The organism is Fibrobacter sp. UWH6 (assembly GCF_900142465.1).
Taxonomy (GTDB): domain Bacteria; phylum Fibrobacterota; class Fibrobacteria; order Fibrobacterales; family Fibrobacteraceae; genus Fibrobacter.
This window is the reverse complement of the sequence record NZ_FRAX01000012.1, coordinates 104452-122444: the sequence shown is the minus strand read 5'-3', so window position 1 is coordinate 122444 and position 17993 is coordinate 104452. Positions and strand designations below refer to the sequence as shown.

The following is a 17993-nucleotide window of genomic DNA, read 5'->3' as shown; positions in this document are numbered from 1 at the left end:
TCTCAACTCAGTGAAAAGAAAAGACAAGATGAATACAATACCCGCCTTGCCAGCGCAGTACTTAAAGCGGAAGCTGCTGCAAAAGAAGCAGCAAAGGAAGCTGCAAAAGAGGCTGCAAAAGAGGCTACTAAGAACAGAAATGTTGAACTCGCAGTGGCTATGCTGAAAGACGGAATGGACTTTGCTATGGTTGTCCGTTACTCTTGCCTTTCTTCCAAGGAAGTTCTTAAGCTGAAAGCCTCCCTAGAAAAGGGTTAAAGCAGGACAACAAGCGCTAACTATATAATAAAAGCTGATGGTTCAAAAACCACCAGCCTTTTTCAGAGTGTCATCCTGAACGCAGCCGTAGGCGGAGTTGAAGGATCTAGATGTCAAAATCACTGCATTTCTTTCTGCAGTCCAAGAACTTCTGCTTCGGAAATGGCGGCTAATTCAACGATTTCCGCAATGGACATTCCCTTAGCAAGCATCCTACGCGCGACAGCCACCTTTTCTTCGCCCCGTGTTTCTGCCCGACCTTTCTCAAGCCCTTCCGCAAGTCCCTTCTTGTAGCGAATGTTCAGTTCCTGTTCGAGAGTCATATAAGCCTTCTTTGCGACGGGGGTATGTTCTTATTACGCTTAATATAAACCGCGTCTCCTCACGCAGTCAAGGGCCGCAATTTAGGCCTTCGTTTGCAAAAAAAAAACGGGTAAATAGTGCAAATTGACTCGTTTATCCCCAGAAAAACTTTGTTGAAATAAATTTGTAAGCTAATTTGTAGGTTAAAAACAATCTTTATATGACAAGATAAACTATTTTTACCCCCGTTTGTTAGTGTAATGGAAGTTAGTCTGTGAAACGCAGATTAACTTTTGTTGTTTAAAAAAAGATTGAAAATGAAAGATTTTGTAAAGAATGCGTTTAAGTCGGTTTTTACACTACTTTTAGCCTGTTTTCTAAGCCCTATATATCTCTTGGGTTGTTGTTTGATGACGCTTATGTCTTTCGCTAAGAAATGTATCGCTTTTTCTAAAATAAAAATTGGTGAAATTGTATCAAATCGTAGTAGGACTGAAGAAATGACTGACCAAGCTAAAACATCCGGTAAAAAGAAGAGTTTTTTTGAGCGCAGGCGAGGCAATTGTTATAGAAACAGATTCTTTGATTTTACTCCAGTCAACGATATTGATAGTAAAACATCTTTTGGGGCGTTAGATTACGCCTTGAATTCCAAAAATGCATTGGTTCACAATGTGGCCATCTCTGGTGCGTATGGCGCTGGAAAGTCGTCTTTATGGTTGAGCTATGAAAGCAAACGTTTGCCGAAATGGAAAATTCAACGATTTCTTGTGGGAATTTTTGATAAGATTTGGCTTCCGTGCAAGTCTAAAGTTCTTAAAGTTTCGTTGGCAAAATTTGACGAACATGCCGACGTTTCTGAAAATGGAAAGGCCTATAGTAACTGTGTTGTTGTAAATAATACAAATACGTCTACCGAAAAAGAACAAAATGCAAATGTAAATGCCTGTAATGTAAATGATTGCGGAGATGACGATTCCGAAAAGATAGAGTTCCAAATTGAAAAGGCCATCTTGCAACAGATTCTTTTTTCTGTAGAGCGAGAGGATATTCCCTTAATCAGCTCATATAAATTTTCTACAAAAACCAATTTATTTATTTGGTTGATTACAATAGCGATTGCCGTTTCTTTATCTTTTGTTATTCACCAATATTTGAGTCAAAATGTCATAGGTTTATTTGAAATTAGAAAACTTGAAAGATTTTTCGAAGTACCCATTTTAGAATGGTTCTACTGGATTGATAGTATTTTGATAACTATTTCAATGGCATTTTACTTTTACCAATTCCTTAAGAAATCTGAAAATGTTCATGTCAATGTATTTACGGTAAAAGATTTGTCTGTATCATTTGATCAAGAGAATGGCTCGCTGATTAATCAAAATTATGCATCTATAGTTTATTTCTTTGAACAAACAAAGAAACGGATTGTTGTATTCGAAGATATTGATAGGTTTGCTTCTAACCAGATTTTTGTTAAGCTTAGAGAACTCAACGAAATCCTGAACAATTGTCCGAAGTTGAAAAATAAAATCAAGTTCGTGTATATGGTTAAAGAAAACCTTTTTTCAAAGTATCAGCGAACGAAATTTTTTGACATTATTGTCCCGGTTGTTTCTTCGGTGAATATGGATTCGTGTGCGGACTTCATTTTGAATTTGCAAAATAACTCGAATAAATATCCGGAATTGAAAAATCTAACTCGTGACTTTATTTATGAATTTGGTCGCTTTATTAACGACAATAGGATGGTCAAGGATTTTATTAATGAATTCATTATCTATCGTCAGCAGCTGATTGATGATTTAAAGGGCGAAGTCGCTGTTAATGTTGAACAGAATATATTTGCGATGATTGTCTATAAGAATTATTACCCCAAGGATTTTGAGGACTTTCATCGCCATAAGGGAATCTTGTGGCGTATTATCCAGAAATACAAGTATGGTCAATTGGAAGAGTCTGCTGACGGAGTGATTGCTGAAAAGTACAATCAGACTGCAAGAACTACATCTTTGCATGATGTATTTGATGAAAAAACTGGTGAAGATAAAGATTGTGTACGTTGGATCAAGTGGCAATGCTTGAAACTTAAACTTAAAATATCAGATGATAAGGATGCTTTGTCTGAAGAGGATGTCTGTCGCCTAAAGCAAGCTGAAACGAATCGTACTGAAAGCCTTCTCTTTACTATGCTGAAAAACAGGTACATTGGTGAGGACTGTGAATTTTATACATCTCGTAAGTACCTGGGTGGTTTAGGAATTGACGACTATAAATACTTGATGACTGTAAAAGCTGATGGCAAGCCGGAATTTCGCATTGACGTGCACAAGCCGCATCTGGTTGAGCATAAAATTATGGACCACCAGTGGTCTTTTGTTAGTGTGTTAAATTATAAAATGGTTGCCTATGAATTGTATTCTTGGCAATATGATAATAATCCTGAAAGGAATGATATTGTCAAAAAACTTGTTTTGGCAATGAGAAAAGCGGGACGTTCTAATTCCCCTTTCTTTGAAGTTTTTGTGCTACACCTTGACCTTATGATGGGTAATCGAGGTTTTATCATTGATGATAATGATGTATGTGTCATTGGGAACGACATTATTAACCCAAATTTAAAGACGATTCTCTTTACCGCTGTTTGGGAAAATATAGACGAAAATACACTTTCTGACCTTTTTGGAGAACAATAAATGCTGAACGAAACTTTCATTGATTTTGTTGAATTTGTTATTCAAAAGGGTGATGTTGAAGATGAAAAACGTCAGTATTTCCGGGATTATCTAAAGAAAACTTCTGTTGCAAATAGAATTTTTGGTAGTTCTCGGTATAACGAAAAATTCTTGGACTTTTTTGAGTATCTGAAAGTCCCATTTGAGGATGTACGGAAACTTGAATTTGCGAATAAACGAAATCTGTTGGGAAATAATCTGTTTGAAGTCAATGAAGCGAATCTTGACTTCTGTTGCGAAACATTCAATGAAAATGATGGTTATACATTTAGTTGGCTCTTGAATAGTGTTGATTCTTATCAGCACTTAGTAAAAAAAGGCAGTGCTGATGTTTTAGCTTTGTATATGCTGAAACGTTCACGGAATAGATTCAATGAACGGAATGATGTTCTATTAGCCGTATTGTTTTCGCCGTATTTAGAAGGTGAACTTCTTAGTCTTTTTTTGAAGGCAATAGAGCCTTCTACTATTCATCTGTCTGATTTTTATTCAACTTTGATCGCTAGAGTGGATGGTTGGACTACTTCAAAACGCGATCGTGCGTGTATGATTTGCGAAAAACTTTTGCTTTTTTACAAATTGGCTTTTTCATGGAACAATTTGATTATTGCATATGATTTATTGGATGGGAATGACAATTTTATAAAGTTCATGAAAGATTCTGTGAAGGATGGGTATAATGAACTTGGGATGTTCAAGTATCAAAAAAGCATTGACAAAGATTCTTTACGAAATTTTGTAAGATTTATTTTTGAAACTTCATTTGTTTCGGTTTCTACTTTTAGGTCATTTGTAGAATACATGTCAAAGAATCATCAGTTTGTTCCTGATATCATGTATGATCATTATTTGGGGACGGGCGTTTTTGATGCGCGTGTGATACAATTCTTTAATGCTGATAAGTGTTCCTACGTGATAGGCTTGTATTTAGGCGCCCCCTATCACGTGTACTACAGACATTCTTCCTTGTTATGTTATTTGGCGAAGGGCCATATTGCTGATGTTATGAAATTGTTGGACACGAAGCGGGTTCATAACAATATCTGCATATGCGCGTCTCTTTTGTATAATCTCGTTGACGAAAAGTCCGATGAATGCGTATTTGATAATGTGGAATTTGAATACATCTTACATTCGATTCCCGCTGAAACCATAGACGATGTCTTTGATGCCTGGAAGAAGGTTTATGATGAAGATCTCGCAAAAAAACTGATTAACCGAATTTTGGGATATTCTGACATACTGTTAAAAAAGATGGATTCGGATTCTGTAGAAAAATGTGCTCATTGGTCGCACTTGATTGCTTCTATTGTAGAGAGTACCGACTCGGGTATGATAAATAAGTATTATGCTCATATGAGGTGGACTTTCGAGCCTAAGTTCAATGAAGAATTCACGGGAAGCTATGCTTATGAACGTTATAAAAAGGACTGTGCCAAAATTGATCGTGGACTTTATGGTGCTCATTAAGCTATAAACGTTTTTTTGTGGAAAAGACCCGCTCTGGCGGGTCTTTTTTCGTATTGTACCCATATATGGGTGTCTTTGGCGGGGGAGGGTGGACGTAAGGTTTACATTTTATTAACTTTCGTTTACGTTTTCTACAAATCGTTTGCGGAGAGGTTTGATGTGCTTTACGAAGCTGCCCATTTTATAAAAGATCGTTTAAAGCCGGTTTGGAACCTCGTGGAGTGGGGGAATGCACAGTGCTTCGCCCTTCGATATAGAAAGGGCTTGAACCAGATCCCTGAAATCCTCAACCGCCATTCTACTGATTTTACCGTTCGTCTTGCAACCGAGGCCGACGCCCCTAATCTGGCCAAATTTTTTGAGGAGCAGCCGGAAGAGGCCTTTAAGTTTTTCAGACCTCACGATTTTGACGAGAAATCCTTGAAAAATATCATCCGCAATAAGGCTTTTATCACCTTTTTGGTGCTGAGTGGTGAGACTATTGTCGGCTATTTCTTTTTGCGCAGCTTTGTAAACGGGAAGAGTTTTAGAGGAAAGATTGTGGACCATCGCTGGCAGGGAAGGGGTATTGCTAAACTAATGGGGAAGGCGGCTACGGATGTGGCTCAAGCATTGCCTGTACGCATGTTTGGAACAATTTCTCCTGAAAATTATGCTTCTCTTGCTTCGTCCAAGGCTGTAAATGAAGTCAAGATTTTGAATACTCTTGATAACGGCTACTACTACATTGAATATTTGCCGAAGAAGTAACAGTATGAAAATTTTATATGTGACAACAATTTCCAATACAATGACCTTTTTCATTGAGCATATAAAAATGCTGCTGAATGAAGGTCATTCTGTTGAACTCGCTTGTTCTTCTGCTTTAAAACCGGTTAATCCAATCTATAATGAACTTGGGTGTAAAATCCATGAAATCCCGTTTTCTCGTTCACCCTTTAGCAAAAACAACATTGCCGCGTATAAAAAGTTGAAACGTTTGGTCGAAAGTGAGGGCTATGATATAGTTCATTGCCATACACCAAATGCCGCTATGATTACGCGTCTTGCTTGTCGAAAAGTACGTAAACAGGGAACCAAAGTTTTTTATACGGCGCATGGGTTCCATTTCTTTAAGGGAGCTCCTCTGAAGAATTGGCTAATGTTCTATCCTGTTGAAAAAATTTGCGCTCGCTGGACAGATGTCTTGATAACAATCAATCATGAAGATTATGAATTTGCTAAGAAGAATATGCCTGCTAAGAAGGTTTGTCATGTTCCTGGAGTAGGATTGAATTTAGACAAATTTAGGAATGTGAAATGTGATCGAAATGAAACTCGGTCTTTACTAGGAATACCTCTAGATTGTTTCTTGTTATTATCCGTTGGTGAGTTAAATGCCAATAAAAATCATCAGACCGTAATTCGAGCCATGGCTTGTATGAAACAAAAAAATGTCCATTACATGATTGCTGGTGTTGGATGTTTGAAAGAAAATTTACATCGTTTGGCTGTTAATCTTGGAATTGGGGAAAAGGTACATTTTTTGGGGTATAGAAATGATATTCCGGATTTGGCTTATGCGTCAGATGTTTTTTGTTTTATGTCCCGAAGAGAAGGGCTGGGTATGGCTGCGTTAGAAGCTATGGCTTGTGGCTTACCTCTTATATCGTCAAATGTTCATGGAATAAACGATTATAGTGAAAATGGTGTGACTGGGTATAAATGTGCTCCGTGTGACGTAAATAAAGTATGCGAATACTTGGATGTTTTGAGTGAAAATTCTGAATTAAAAAAGAAAATCGGCGAAGGAAATAAAAGAATTGTTGAACGATTTTCTAGTGATAATGTTGTTGCTGAAATGAGACGTTTGTATGAGTGATGTAACCCCTTTGATATCAATCATAATTCCTGCATTCAATGCGTCTTCGTATATAAAAGAGTGCTTTGACCATATTCTTACTCAATCGTTTCTGGATTATGAAGTTGTTGTCGTTGATGATGGGTCTGCTGATGAAACCCCGGAAATTTGTGATTCATATGCTTTAAAAAGTTCTAAAATTAAAGTGATTCATAAAGAAAATGAGGGGGCTTCTTCTGCTAGAGCAACTGCTGTGCATGCTGCTCGTGGAAAATATCTTGTTTTTGTTGATGCTGACGACTGGATTGTAGAAAATTCTCTATCTAAGATAGCGACCTCTATAAGAACTTATCAACCGGATATTATTTGTTGGGGAATGATTCGGGAAACACCCAAGGGCTTATTTTATAAAAGTGTTTCTTGTGCGCCAGGCTTATATTCTAAAGAACAAATCGAAAAATCTATTTATCCAAATTTGATTCAGGGGGTGCGTGGCAACTATTTTTCTCCTTCCTTGTGGGGAAAGTCCTTTAGACGTGAACTTTTTTTGCAAAATATGTTGTCAAATACAAATGCAGTCTTTGGCGAGGATTTCGCTTGTTCTATTGCTTGCATTTATAATTCTGAATCATTGTTTATTATGTCGGATTGTCTATATTTTTATAGATATAATACATCTTCTGTGACTAGATGTAGGAAGGCTTATAATTGGAGTTGTCCCGAAGTATTAGATTCTCATATCAAGTCTAGAGTTGACATTGATTATGGTGATTTTCGTCAACAATCATATCGAAAGATTGTTCATGATATATTTACTGTGGCTGTATCTCGCTTTTATGAAAAGAAAAATTTTTTTGTTTTTTCTCAAGATTTACGATTCAATTTGAATCATCCTTTATATAGGGAAGCTATTGAAAAAGCTTTTTTTAAAAATTCATTAAAAGCGAAATTTATGTTGTTTGTTTTGAAGCGACGTTTATATTGGTTGATCGGTATATACGCAATGATTAAGTAGTTTTTCTATGTTTTTTTTTCTGTGGATTTTTGCGATAATTGTTTGTTTTGTTATAACCTTATTCCCGATAAGGGTTGAGGATTCTATAAATAAACAAAAAGATGTATTGTTTTTTGTTGAAAAATTTGTTGAGTATTTGCTGATTGCATGTACTTATGTTTTGATAGTTAGCAATCGAACTCAACCGGATATAATAAACTATCAATATGGCTATATTGGTGCGATATCTTTAGATTCCAGTCGAGAGATTTTGTATAAATTTTTAAGTTCTACTTCGTATAATATAGGGTTGAATTTTTTTCAATTTAGGAACGTACTTGTTCTGCTCTCTGGAGTATGTTTTATTTTTGCAATGAAAATGGCGAATGTGAAAATTTCATCTGTTTTGTTATTTTATTTGCCTGTAGTTATGTTTATGGATTCTAGCCAATTTAGAAATTCTATATGTTTGTATGTTCTGTTGCTTGCTGTTCATTTGCTGAATGATTCAAAGAACTTTATCTTTTTTATTGTTGTTGTTTTGATTTTGAGCCAGATTCATTCTGCGTATATTGTTTATTTGATTTTGCTAGGTCTTTTTTTAAGAGATCAAAAAAGAAAATACTTTTTGTGTGGAATTTTTGGGGTGAGTTTGATTGTTTGCGCATTAACGTTTATGAATGGAAATAGGGTCCCTTTTGTAAATGATTTTTTTGCATTTTTTTTGAGTTCGTCAGATGAACGTGTTCTGTATGCATTATCCACTGGACGATTTGGTTTTTTATATCCGTTGGGCGTGCATTCCATTACGTTGGTACTACTTCTTTTTCTTAAAGGACGAACTTGTTTGGCTAATAGAGACGACTTCTTTGTGAAATGTATGATAGGTTTAATGACATGCTCCTATGTAATTGTGCCTTTTATTATGATGAATATGAACTATTACCGAATTATTAGAAATGCATATGTCGCATCTTTAATAGCTTTTATGGTTATATATCGAGAACAAAAAAACGATGTTTTGGGAAAAATAATGTTGTTGGGCGGGCTTGCTATGGTGACTGGCTTGTGGGGCTTCTTTGAAATGGGAATATACGATTCAATAGATGTTATAGCGAATCCAATTTTAAAAGATGGGGTTTGGTTCCTTGACAATGAAACCGGAGTTTTACGATGAAAGTCAATGTATATTTGTCATATTATAACGGTTCCGCTTATTTAGATGAACAGGTAAATAGCTTATTAAATCAACAGAATGTTGATGTACATATTTTCATCCGTGATGATGGGTCTAATGAATATGAATCTGCCTTCTTGGACAAGTACATTGACAATGATCGTGTCTCGGTAATTCATGGACAAAATGTCGGCTTTGGAAAAAGTTTTATGCAGCTTCTCTCTGAAGTAAATGAAATGGCCGATTTTTATGCTTTCTGCGATCAGGACGATGTGTGGCTTGATAATAAATTGAATACGGCCTGCGATGTATTAAAAAGAATGTCTGGTCCTGCAGCATACTGCGCTCAACCTAAATATGTGAATAGTAAATTGGAATCTTTAGAAGGTTTTGGTACGATTACGGATTCTATTCGCTTTGGTGAAATGGGGGTTGATGAATCCCTTGGATATCATCTATTTGGTCTTGGTTGTACATATGTCTGGAATAATGAATTAAATGCAATCTTACGTAACTTTGATTTGAATGATTTTTCATTTGCGCATGATAATTTTATTAGTGTTTTGACACCCTTTGTGGGTGTGTTTTACAGAGATTCCACTCAGCCGATTTTGTATAGACAGCATGAAAAAAATGTGAGCGGAAATAAGCAAAAGAAGAAATCTTTATTTACAAAAATTCAAGGGAAATTGAAAAATTTTAATGGCCAAACTTGCTTTAATATGCGAAAGTATATTGTTTGCAATATTAAGCCTTTTGTTGCCCAAGATAAATATGAATTGTTGAAAATGTCTGTAGACTATCGAAAGAATTTATTTCTCAAGTTTAAATTGATGAATTTTATGTTATGCGGTAAGGTTGACCGCAAAAAGAAAATCAAAAATGTCCTAATGATTTTAGGAAACAGGTATTAGTCTTTCTATGCGAAATTCTGTAAAAATAAATGGGGTGTTGAATGTTGTACAGCGATGTTGCCACATACTTATTCCGCTGCTTATTTTCCCATATTTAACAAGAATTCTTGGTGCAGAAAATTTTGGAAAATTTAGCTTTTCAAATTCCATTATCAGCTATGTAATATTGGTGGCTATGCTAGGTATTAGTACCTATGCTGTGCGAGAAGGCGCTAGAATCAGAGATGATCGAGAGGCTATTTCTCAATTTACCTCAGAAGTTTTTTCAATCAATGTTGTGTCGGGCGTGATTGCGATTTTTGGCTTGTTTGGGTTTGTCTTTTTGTTTCCCAAATTAGGAGAGTATGATACTCTCATTTACATTATGTGTTTAATGGTTCCCGCGACTATTTTGGGTAGGGATTTTTTGAATGTTGTATATGAGGATTTCCTATATATAACCCTTAGGTATATTGTAATTCAAATTGTCGGCGTGATAATGGTTTTTCTTCTGGTTCGTAAATCTGAAGATTATACTATTTACACAGGTATATATACATTTACGATGACTTTTGGATATTTGATAAATCTGTTTTATACAAGAAAGTATGCCCCAATTCGTTTTACGATTCATTTAAACTTAAAGAAACATCTGTCACCGATATTGATTTTGTTTTGTGGCCAGGTTGCCACCATTATTTACATTCAATCTGATGTGACGATGGTTGGTATATTTAGCGGGGATTTTGACGTGGGTGTGTATACTTTGGCTTCTAAGATATACATCCTGTCGAAAAGTGTTATTTATGCATTAACGTCTGTAGCAATTCCTCGTATAGTGTATCTATTGGGGTCGAAGGAATATGATAAGTATAATGCTTTTTCTTCGCGTCTTTTTGATTATCTCCTGTCTATTACAGTTCCATTTGCTATAGGCCTTTTTGTTTTTGGTGAAGAAACAATTCAATTGATTGGTGGCGCTGAATATGAATCTGGTGCATTGTCATTACAGATTTTGTCAATAGCCCTTTTGGTTGCGATTTTTGCTGGGTATTTCTGTAATGCAATCCTGGTTCCAAATCGCCAGGAAAAGAAATTCTTGAATATCACCATCATGTCTGCCGTTTTAAATATTTGTTTGAATTTTATCATGATTCCCAAGATTGGTATTTTGGGCGCTGCAATAACAACTTTAATTTCTGAAGTGTTGGTTGTCATTTTGTCTTTCAAAGAAAGTTTGAAATGTCTAAAATTATCTGTTTATACCAGAAATGTGTGGGCGACGATTTTTGGATCTGCACTTATTGTTGGTGTTTGCTGTATGACCAAATGCCTTGTTGAATCATCTCTCTTGCAACTAATTGTTGCTATTCCATTGTCTGCACTGCTGTATTTTGTTGTGCAAATTGTGTTCAAAAATGATCTGTATTCTAAATCTTTTTTGAGCAAGTTTATTAAACGAAAATCGCTGTCATAATGGAAGAAAAAGTTAAGAGCGTTATGAATTTAAAGGAATTCAAAAAGTGTTTCTGGAATACATTTAGGTCCATTGAAAATGAACTTTTAGATTGTTCTAGATACGTTGCGATAGATGCCCTTAATTATGCTTGTTATTCTCAAGCATTCCTTAAATTGTTGCTTCAAATTGGTAGTGAAATAGACGTTGTGTCGCGAGTCTTTTGCAACGTTCTTGATGGAGATAATAGAGCGTCGAATATAGATCAATATCGTGATATAATTCTTAAGCACTATCCTGATTTTGATAAAGTATGCGTTGTTGCAAAAGATTGTGATTTGTTGGAATTGCCTTGGAATGACTGGAAATCCTCAAATCCAGCATGGTGGCGGATTTATAATAAAGTCAAGCATGACCGTTTAGGGATAGATGATCGTGTGTATAAAACAGAATTGCCTTATTACAAGGAAGCTAATCTTCAGAATGTAATTACTGGGCTTATGGCTCTTTATCAAATAGAAGCTTACATAATTTATCTTCTTATGAAAAAAGAAAATAAAAAGGATGTGTACTCTTACAAGGCTTCCAGTTTATTTGCTCTAGATGGTTGTGGATGGAAAAAAGAGGACTTTTATAAAGAAGGTGAAATAATATGTAAAGATGAAGGAATCTACATTCCAATGGAAGATTAAAAAGCTGGTGGTTTCAAACCATCAGCTTTTCCTTTTATAGTTAGCGCTTGATATTCTGACGTCCATCTATTTTATAAAGCAATTTATGAGGCATCATCAATATGTGTGGTAGCATTTAGGCAGCCTTGCTAGATGATTCTCTCGATTCCGATTCCCATTCGTAGGCTATCTTTACATCTACATAGGAACAGCTCAACATTATCAGCGACAGCATGTTGTTCATGTTCCTGAAGCCATAGGCAGTCCGTATCAGTAGCTTTATCTTGTTGTTCGTTGCCTCGATCCTTGCGTTTGACACGCCCAGCCTGATTGTGTTGAGGATTCCGTCGTAGTTACGCTTGATCTTTGCATACAGATCCTCTATGCGCGACTTGATCTGCTTTTTATATACTGATATGGAACGGAGTAGTACATGCAGTCCGGGGCGAAATTTTAGTTTGACACTAAAGTGTCAAAAGTTTAGGGTTATATTTTCTTGAAAAAGAGGATGTATGCGCAAAGGCTTGTTCAAGTTTTTCCGTTGTGAAAAGTTCCGTGATGACTTTTTGAGAGGACATCTATACTTCAGTTCCTTGAATTATTTTAGGGAGGCTGAAAAATCCGAAGTTCCTGGGCAAAATGACCGTTTTGAGTGCAGTGAAATTCTCCAACCTGATTCTGTAAAGGTTACTGTCGGGAATATTGAATTGAACGATCTTGCAGGTCCCATATCCATCTGCGACAATACCGCAGTGTTACGTAGCAACATTATGTGCTTTTCAACGATTGGGGCTGACGATGAAAAGGAGTTTGACTCCTTAGAAGAATTGAAACAGGATGTGTTGTTTCCGGAAAAAATGATAGAATACGGCGAGTTTGCGATTGTAATTCCGCAAGCTGATTTGTTTATAGAACGGTTGAGAAAGGTCGTATTGGAAACTGGATTCGGACTTTATGGGAGACCTGTGAGTTATTACGATTTTTCCAAGGATAATATTTCTTGTTGTTATCCCGAAATAGCTTTTAAAAAGCGGAGCGAATTCTCTTATCAAAGGGAATTCCGCTTCTTGCTGACAAAACGGCAGCCTTTTGATGCTCCGGTGATTCTTGAGGTGGGCGACTTGTCAGATATAGCAATGTCGTGCAAGTCCTGCGACCTAAATGAAATGATTGGTGTTATCTAATTTCTCGGCAAGCCATTGCGGATTTCTAAGTTCGTAAACGAGTTCGTCCACATGTGTACATGGATTTTGTTTACTAGGAGATACCGCAGAATCTAAAAATTGATTCTTTGGCCTATATGACATTTGGGTACCTAATTTCGTTGTAACCCCTTGTCAATAAAGGCGTTATCGCAGATTTTTTCTTTTATGGGAAAAATCTGCTTTTTTTGTGGTTCAAACAGGGTTATCAAGAAGGGCTTGAAAAATGGCAAACAGCGTTGGTTTTGCAAAGCGTGTGAGCGTCTTTTTTCATCAAGTTCTCGGATAAGTACAGACCAAGTCGTCGGTTTATATTCGCAAGGAAATTTTACCGTTAGGCAAATTGCGGTCAACCTCAATGTTGACGAAAGAACAGTGTACAGGCATCTGGCAAAATGCCATTCTTGTTCCAAGAAAATAAGATCGCCTGGTGAAATTATTGCAATGATGGACGCTACCTATTGGGGATGGAATTTTGGAGTCGTTGCCATCAAGGACCATATTTCTGGCGATGTTGTCTGGAGTAAGTTCATCAACCGTAAGGAACGAATCGACGATTACCTGGAAGGCATCATGATTCTCGAAAAGGAAGGCAACAGAATAGTCTGCATTGTAGGTGACGGCTTGAAAGGCCTGAGAGAAAGCGGGCTTCAGCCGGAGTATTTCGCGATATTTGGTCATGAGACCTCCATGTAAAAAGTCCGCGGCAATCATTGTCGTGGACATTCGCATTATAGAGTTTTCATGACATTTTGTGGGTGGCTCTCAGCCTCCGGAAGGGTGGCTCCATTTTTTCCGGAAAGGTGGCTCTCTAGTACCGGACTGGTGGCTCAAAGTACGCCGGAGTAATCAGGAGTTATTAAGCGTGTTCCAAGACTAATAAAATTTCTTTGGCATGAGAATCTGTTGATGTCAATTTTTTATCCCAGGCACCTGCGCTAACGAATCTTGTATTGACGATTTTCAAGCCTTCGTCTTGTACGATTTTCTTTATTTCGCTCAAATGGTAACGTTTGTCGGCGACCACATATTCTGCTAAGAGAAATTCATCGCCAGAAAATTGTTCTTTTCTGTAAACGAGACCATCGTCCTTATTGATTAAGAAGTATTCCGGCTTAAAAATATTTCCGCTTACCTTCATTGTTTCTGATGGAGGCAGTTTTAGCAAGGCTTCTGGTTTTTTGTTCAAGCTCACGATATTGGTTGCAATTTTCTTTGTGAGTGCCATATTCATTACAGAAATGATGGCTCTGCCTTTGTGTGTAAGAAGCTGCTTCAGGTTTCTTATAATCCTGAGATTGTCAGTATCGTTACGGAATGATCCTATGACATCATAAAGGCAGCAAATGCAATCGTACTTAACCCCAGATTTGAATGTTCTCGCATCCCCTTCCATAAAGTTACATGCAATCTTCTTCTCTACGGCTGAAGAACTGGCCCGAATGATATTCCTTTCTGAAAAATCGATGCCAGTTACATTTGTGTAGCCTCGTCTTGCAAGCTCAATTACATGTCGACCTTGACCGCATCCTAAGTCAAGAATTCTTGAATTAGGGGTAAGATTTGTATTGGATAAAATAAAATCAACTTCGTTTTGAGTACCCTTGGTCCATCCCTGAATAGGCATATCCATTCTCGAATAGGCCTCTTTCAGTTGGCTTTCGGAAAATTCTAAGAAATCCTTCAATTTTTCTGAAGTCCATGACATTTTTTGTGAACTGAAGGTAAAGGCTAGCCACTCGTTTCCTGGAGCTAGTTCTCCCAGCCGTTTTGCGTAGATACTAAGAGCTTCGCTTTTATTTGACTTTTCTAGTTCTGGATAAAATTTTGAAAATACTTGACAAACGTTCGATGACAGCCTTACACAATCCTTCTCTACAAAAGGAATGTCCTCCATCAGTTGTTCCAAGGTGCCGATATTCTTTTGTATTTCTTCTACAGAAACTTGTCGCCAGGTTACGGATTCTAGAGTCTTAATTGTAATGGCGTTAGCTGTTGCTAGCCCCCATGCAAAGTAGTTTGAAAATCCCCATGCAGAAAGCAGCAATTTAGAACCGATTTTTCTATTGCGGTAACTTCTATGAACAACCAACTGAACCACCCAGGAACACATTCCTTTTCCTGGGATATCTTTTCGCAGAAAGACTGCATGTCCTAGCAAGTTGTTCGCTTCATCAAAACATAATGAAGCAAAAATATTAGGTCTGTCGCCATACATTTTTTTGTATAAGGCAACAGACATCCTTATTGGCTGGCCTTTTTTGAAATCATTACCTTTACCACTATATTTCCCATAATTTTCTGAGAAAAGTGTTGAACATTTCTTTAATTCATCTTCGGTTAGCCCAGAAAATTTTTTTGTGATAAAGGTCTCATTCATGGGTACAAATATACAATAATGGCGAACGCGGAGAAAATAGCGTAAATTCTTAGCGGCGGTTTTAACTGATTTTTGACAGATTATCTAAAAAGAGGTCTGTTGTTTGTCATTACAAGATGTCTATTATTTGTTTTAGGAGCTTGCAATTATCATTGTTAAGAGGCTTTATTTTTCCATAGGAACTTAATGTGATTGAATTGCTGCATTTCTTTATTCTTTGAAGCATGGGGATGATTATTGTGTTGCTGTGGGTTAAGTAATCGTTGATATCACTTATTTGTGTAGGAATTTTATAACCGTAGGGTGAACTTGCGATAATGACATCATTATCCCGTAATTTCCCTACGATTTTATTTCTGAAGACCTGGGTCGATACTCGTCCGATGTGGGTGTCTGCTAGATAATTGTTTAGTTCTTTTGTGGAAATGTATTTCCGCTGATTGTTGTTCATGAAACGGAACAAAAGGTATTTAAGAACAAGGATTTGCCGGATTGTATCTTCATCCTTGGAACCTTCATTCTGTTCAATAAAATTTTTAGCTTTCATAAAACAAATTTCGGCAATGTCTTTATCGTAATCCTTGGCTGCAGGTGATGTTTCTACATTAAAATTGTGATATGTATATGGCAATAAGTCTATGCGAATTTTTTTCTTATCTAATAATTTAATGAATTGGTCTTTGTATTCTGTAGAAATAGACTTGCTGTCGTCATAAATATATGCAAGGGTTCCACTGATGATGTCTGCAATTTGGATGATCAATTCCTTTTTACTGTCAACCACATCTATTGTGCTAGAATCAAAAAGAGTGGGTTGTCCCAAACGTCCACGCATATATTTCAAAAAACTTTCCATGAAGTCGCTTTCTCCTATGGCGTCCCCATAGATATTGATTTCATTAAAAGCGTGGATGAGAGTAGAGTATATTGATTGGTTGAGGAATTTGTAAAAACTGCTTTTGTATTTAAGTCCCGGCATATCTGCCATAAGTCTCTTGTCATATACCATGGAAATGAATTTGAATGGCAATTGGCAAATATGCTCAAGGACTTTTACACGTCGTTTATGGTTTCCCTTGATGCCTTTAGATTTTAGTTCAGTGTTTCCGAAGAATAATTTTTGAGCCTCAATTACTCCTTCTTTAACAGTTTGTATGTTTTGAGGTTCAATAATCGCGGCAGTTAAGATGAAAAACTTTGATGTGCCTTCGTTTTCAAGGTCCCATCCGAATGCGCCATACTCGTCGATGTATGCGCTTAATATTGTGGTTGACTTTTTTTTCACCTTGTTACCTTATTCCATAGATTTTAAATCTAGATACACTCCAATCTTATCTAGCAGTTTTGATTGCTCGGCAAACTGTAAGTAATCCAGAACTTTTTGCCCCCATTCGTTTGCAACACCTTCCATTTCGGGAAAAGCATTGAACGCGAGCGTATCCATTTTTAAGCCATCAGAGGCATTTTCTGTACAAATTCTACTTAATCTGCCTTTTTCTTCTTCGGACAGGGTAGCAAGAACCTTTATATAGTGTATTTGAAGATCGAAATAAGCTCGTTTAAGATGGTCAAACAGCGTAGTAAGTTTTACTATGGAGTCGTAAATGTCTTGGTCAAATAGAAATTTTGAGTATGAACACATCTCTAGAAGTTTATTGTTATAGTCAACGAAACTTCGGTTGATATTGTTCTCATCTTTTGATAGAATCGAATCGAGGGTTGCATCATCTTTTCTAACAAGAATAAGAGTTTCCTTGATCGTTTTAAACACGGCGAATCTTTTGTCAAAAAGACTGAGTTCGACATTCTGTTTATGCGCTTTTTGTTGGCTGCGGCCTTGTCGAATTGTTGCACAAACTAAAATCACCGACAGAATAGTTGTTAAAATGGTGCTAACCGCATTCCAATTCCAGTTTTCCATTATGATTTTCTCCTTGAACAAAAATATAACTTTCTCTAGACATTATTTTCAATAGATTTGGCGTCATTGTCGAAGAAATCGTAGCTCTGTGGAATCAGCTTCTGCATAAGTGTACTGCGCACGCCAAACGTTTTTGGTTCCCATTTTGCATTCCTCTGAGGATGAGAATCCCTCTGAATCGGTAGAGGGCATGAATAGAGCTTTGCAATTGGGGCAAATTGCGGTGATATGGTAGATTTTCAACATTATATACCTCCTTGGTTGTTGTTTGTTTTATTATTAGTTATTGTCAAGTTGAGTTTTGGATTTATTCTTATAAGCATGTTGTTCCTTTTTTCTTATAAGGGTTACCCTTGTTTTTTTATTATTAGTTGAGACCAAAATTTCTGTAGAAAATCCCATATATGTCCTTTTTTGGAAAATCTTGAAATCTCCCTTTCATAATCTTGGTACGGGCCATGGCTATTCCGTATTGGATGTGGTCCACGCATTTGAAAAGGTTAATGGCGTAAAGGTTCCTTATTCTATCAAGCCGCGTCGACCAGGAGACATAGCTACATGCTATTGCAATCCTGCTAAGGCATTAGAAGATCTAGGTTGGAAAGCTCGCTATGGTATCGAAGAGATGTGTCGCGACGCCTGGAATTGGCAGAAGAACAACCCTAACGGGTATGAAAAGTAGAAGACGAGTAA

15 protein-coding genes and 3 pseudogenes are annotated in these 17993 nt (G+C 36.8%); 13 read left to right on the top strand and 5 right to left on the bottom strand.

Going from position 1 to position 17993, the window contains the following annotated elements; genetic code table 11:
• Positions 1 to 258, top strand: a pseudogene (locus BUB73_RS17340) (hypothetical protein); the annotation flags it as partial.
• Between the two features lie 119 nt (positions 259 to 377).
• Here the strand turns inward: BUB73_RS17340 and BUB73_RS11245 are convergent.
• Positions 378 to 581, bottom strand: a complete 204-nt coding sequence (locus BUB73_RS11245) for an RpnC/YadD family protein (RefSeq protein WP_073285897.1) — start codon at positions 579 to 581, stop codon at positions 378 to 380.
• 297 nt (positions 582 to 878) lie between these two features.
• Between BUB73_RS11245 and BUB73_RS11240 the strand changes: the two genes are divergently transcribed.
• From BUB73_RS11240 to BUB73_RS11200, 9 genes and pseudogenes are all read left to right on the top strand, one after another.
• Entirely contained in the window at positions 879 to 3257 is a 2379-nt protein-coding gene (locus tag BUB73_RS11240) for a YobI family P-loop NTPase (RefSeq protein WP_073285895.1), read from the top strand.
• Positions 3258 to 4766, top strand: a complete 1509-nt coding sequence (locus BUB73_RS11235; RefSeq protein ID WP_073285893.1) for a hypothetical protein — start codon at positions 3258 to 3260, stop codon at positions 4764 to 4766.
• A 69-nt stretch (positions 4767 to 4835) separates the two neighbouring features.
• A pseudogene (locus BUB73_RS11230) lies at positions 4836 to 5372 on the top strand (N-acetyltransferase family protein); the annotation flags it as partial.
• Between the two features lie 148 nt (positions 5373 to 5520).
• Positions 5521 to 6627, top strand: a complete 1107-nt coding sequence (locus BUB73_RS11225) for a glycosyltransferase family 4 protein (RefSeq protein WP_073285888.1) — start codon at positions 5521 to 5523, stop codon at positions 6625 to 6627.
• The gene (locus BUB73_RS11220; RefSeq protein WP_073285886.1) at positions 6620 to 7621 is read left to right on the top strand and encodes a glycosyltransferase family 2 protein; all 1002 of its coding nucleotides are present in this window, start codon (positions 6620 to 6622) and stop codon (positions 7619 to 7621) included. Before BUB73_RS11225 ends, BUB73_RS11220 begins: the two co-directional genes overlap by 8 nt.
• Positions 7622 to 7628: 7 nt before the next feature.
• Entirely contained in the window at positions 7629 to 8777 is a 1149-nt protein-coding gene (locus BUB73_RS11215; RefSeq protein WP_073285883.1) for an EpsG family protein, read from the top strand.
• Positions 8774 to 9691: a glycosyltransferase gene (locus tag BUB73_RS11210; protein ID WP_073285880.1), complete on the top strand. Its 918-nt coding sequence runs from the start codon at positions 8774 to 8776 to the stop codon at positions 9689 to 9691. The genes BUB73_RS11215 and BUB73_RS11210 overlap by 4 nt, the downstream gene beginning before the upstream one ends.
• A 7-nt stretch (positions 9692 to 9698) precedes the next feature.
• Complete coding sequence (locus tag BUB73_RS11205; protein ID WP_073285877.1) at positions 9699 to 11147, top strand: flippase; 1449 nt, start codon at positions 9699 to 9701, stop codon at positions 11145 to 11147.
• Positions 11147 to 11818 carry a hypothetical protein gene (locus BUB73_RS11200; protein ID WP_073285875.1) on the top strand — a complete coding sequence of 224 codons (672 nt, stop codon included), beginning with the start codon at positions 11147 to 11149 and terminating at the stop codon, positions 11816 to 11818. Before BUB73_RS11205 ends, BUB73_RS11200 begins: the two co-directional genes overlap by 1 nt.
• A gap of 115 nt (positions 11819 to 11933) precedes the next feature.
• Here BUB73_RS11200 and BUB73_RS17580 read toward each other — a convergent pair whose 3' ends face one another.
• A complete protein-coding gene (locus tag BUB73_RS17580; protein ID WP_256374939.1) occupies positions 11934 to 12194 on the bottom strand; it encodes a transposase in 261 nt (86 codons plus the stop codon).
• A 115-nt stretch (positions 12195 to 12309) separates the two neighbouring features.
• On the opposite strand from BUB73_RS17580, the gene BUB73_RS11190 reads away from it, so the two are divergent.
• Together BUB73_RS11190 and BUB73_RS11185 are read left to right on the top strand one after the other, a co-directional pair.
• Entirely contained in the window at positions 12310 to 12981 is a 672-nt protein-coding gene (locus BUB73_RS11190) for a hypothetical protein (RefSeq protein ID WP_073285869.1), read from the top strand.
• A gap of 462 nt (positions 12982 to 13443) precedes the next feature.
• On the top strand, positions 13444 to 13695 hold the full coding sequence (locus BUB73_RS11185; protein WP_073285867.1) for a hypothetical protein: 252 nt from the start codon (positions 13444 to 13446) through the stop codon (positions 13693 to 13695).
• 163 nt (positions 13696 to 13858) lie between these two features.
• Here BUB73_RS11185 and BUB73_RS11180 read toward each other — a convergent pair whose 3' ends face one another.
• From BUB73_RS11180 to BUB73_RS11170, 3 genes are all read right to left on the bottom strand, one after another.
• The gene (locus BUB73_RS11180; RefSeq protein ID WP_073285864.1) at positions 13859 to 15379 is read right to left on the bottom strand and encodes a bifunctional N-acetyltransferase/class I SAM-dependent methyltransferase; all 1521 of its coding nucleotides are present in this window, start codon (positions 15377 to 15379) and stop codon (positions 13859 to 13861) included.
• A gap of 109 nt (positions 15380 to 15488) precedes the next feature.
• A complete protein-coding gene (locus tag BUB73_RS11175; protein ID WP_073285861.1) occupies positions 15489 to 16664 on the bottom strand; it encodes a DUF3800 domain-containing protein in 1176 nt (391 codons plus the stop codon).
• 9 nt (positions 16665 to 16673) lie between these two features.
• Complete coding sequence (locus BUB73_RS11170) at positions 16674 to 17300, bottom strand: hypothetical protein (RefSeq protein WP_139259198.1); 627 nt, start codon at positions 17298 to 17300, stop codon at positions 16674 to 16676.
• Positions 17301 to 17739: 439 nt separating this feature from the next.
• Between BUB73_RS11170 and BUB73_RS11165 the strand changes: the two are divergent.
• A pseudogene (locus BUB73_RS11165) lies at positions 17740 to 17982 on the top strand (GDP-mannose 4,6-dehydratase); the annotation flags it as partial.
• Positions 17983 to 17993 lie beyond the last annotated feature (11 nt).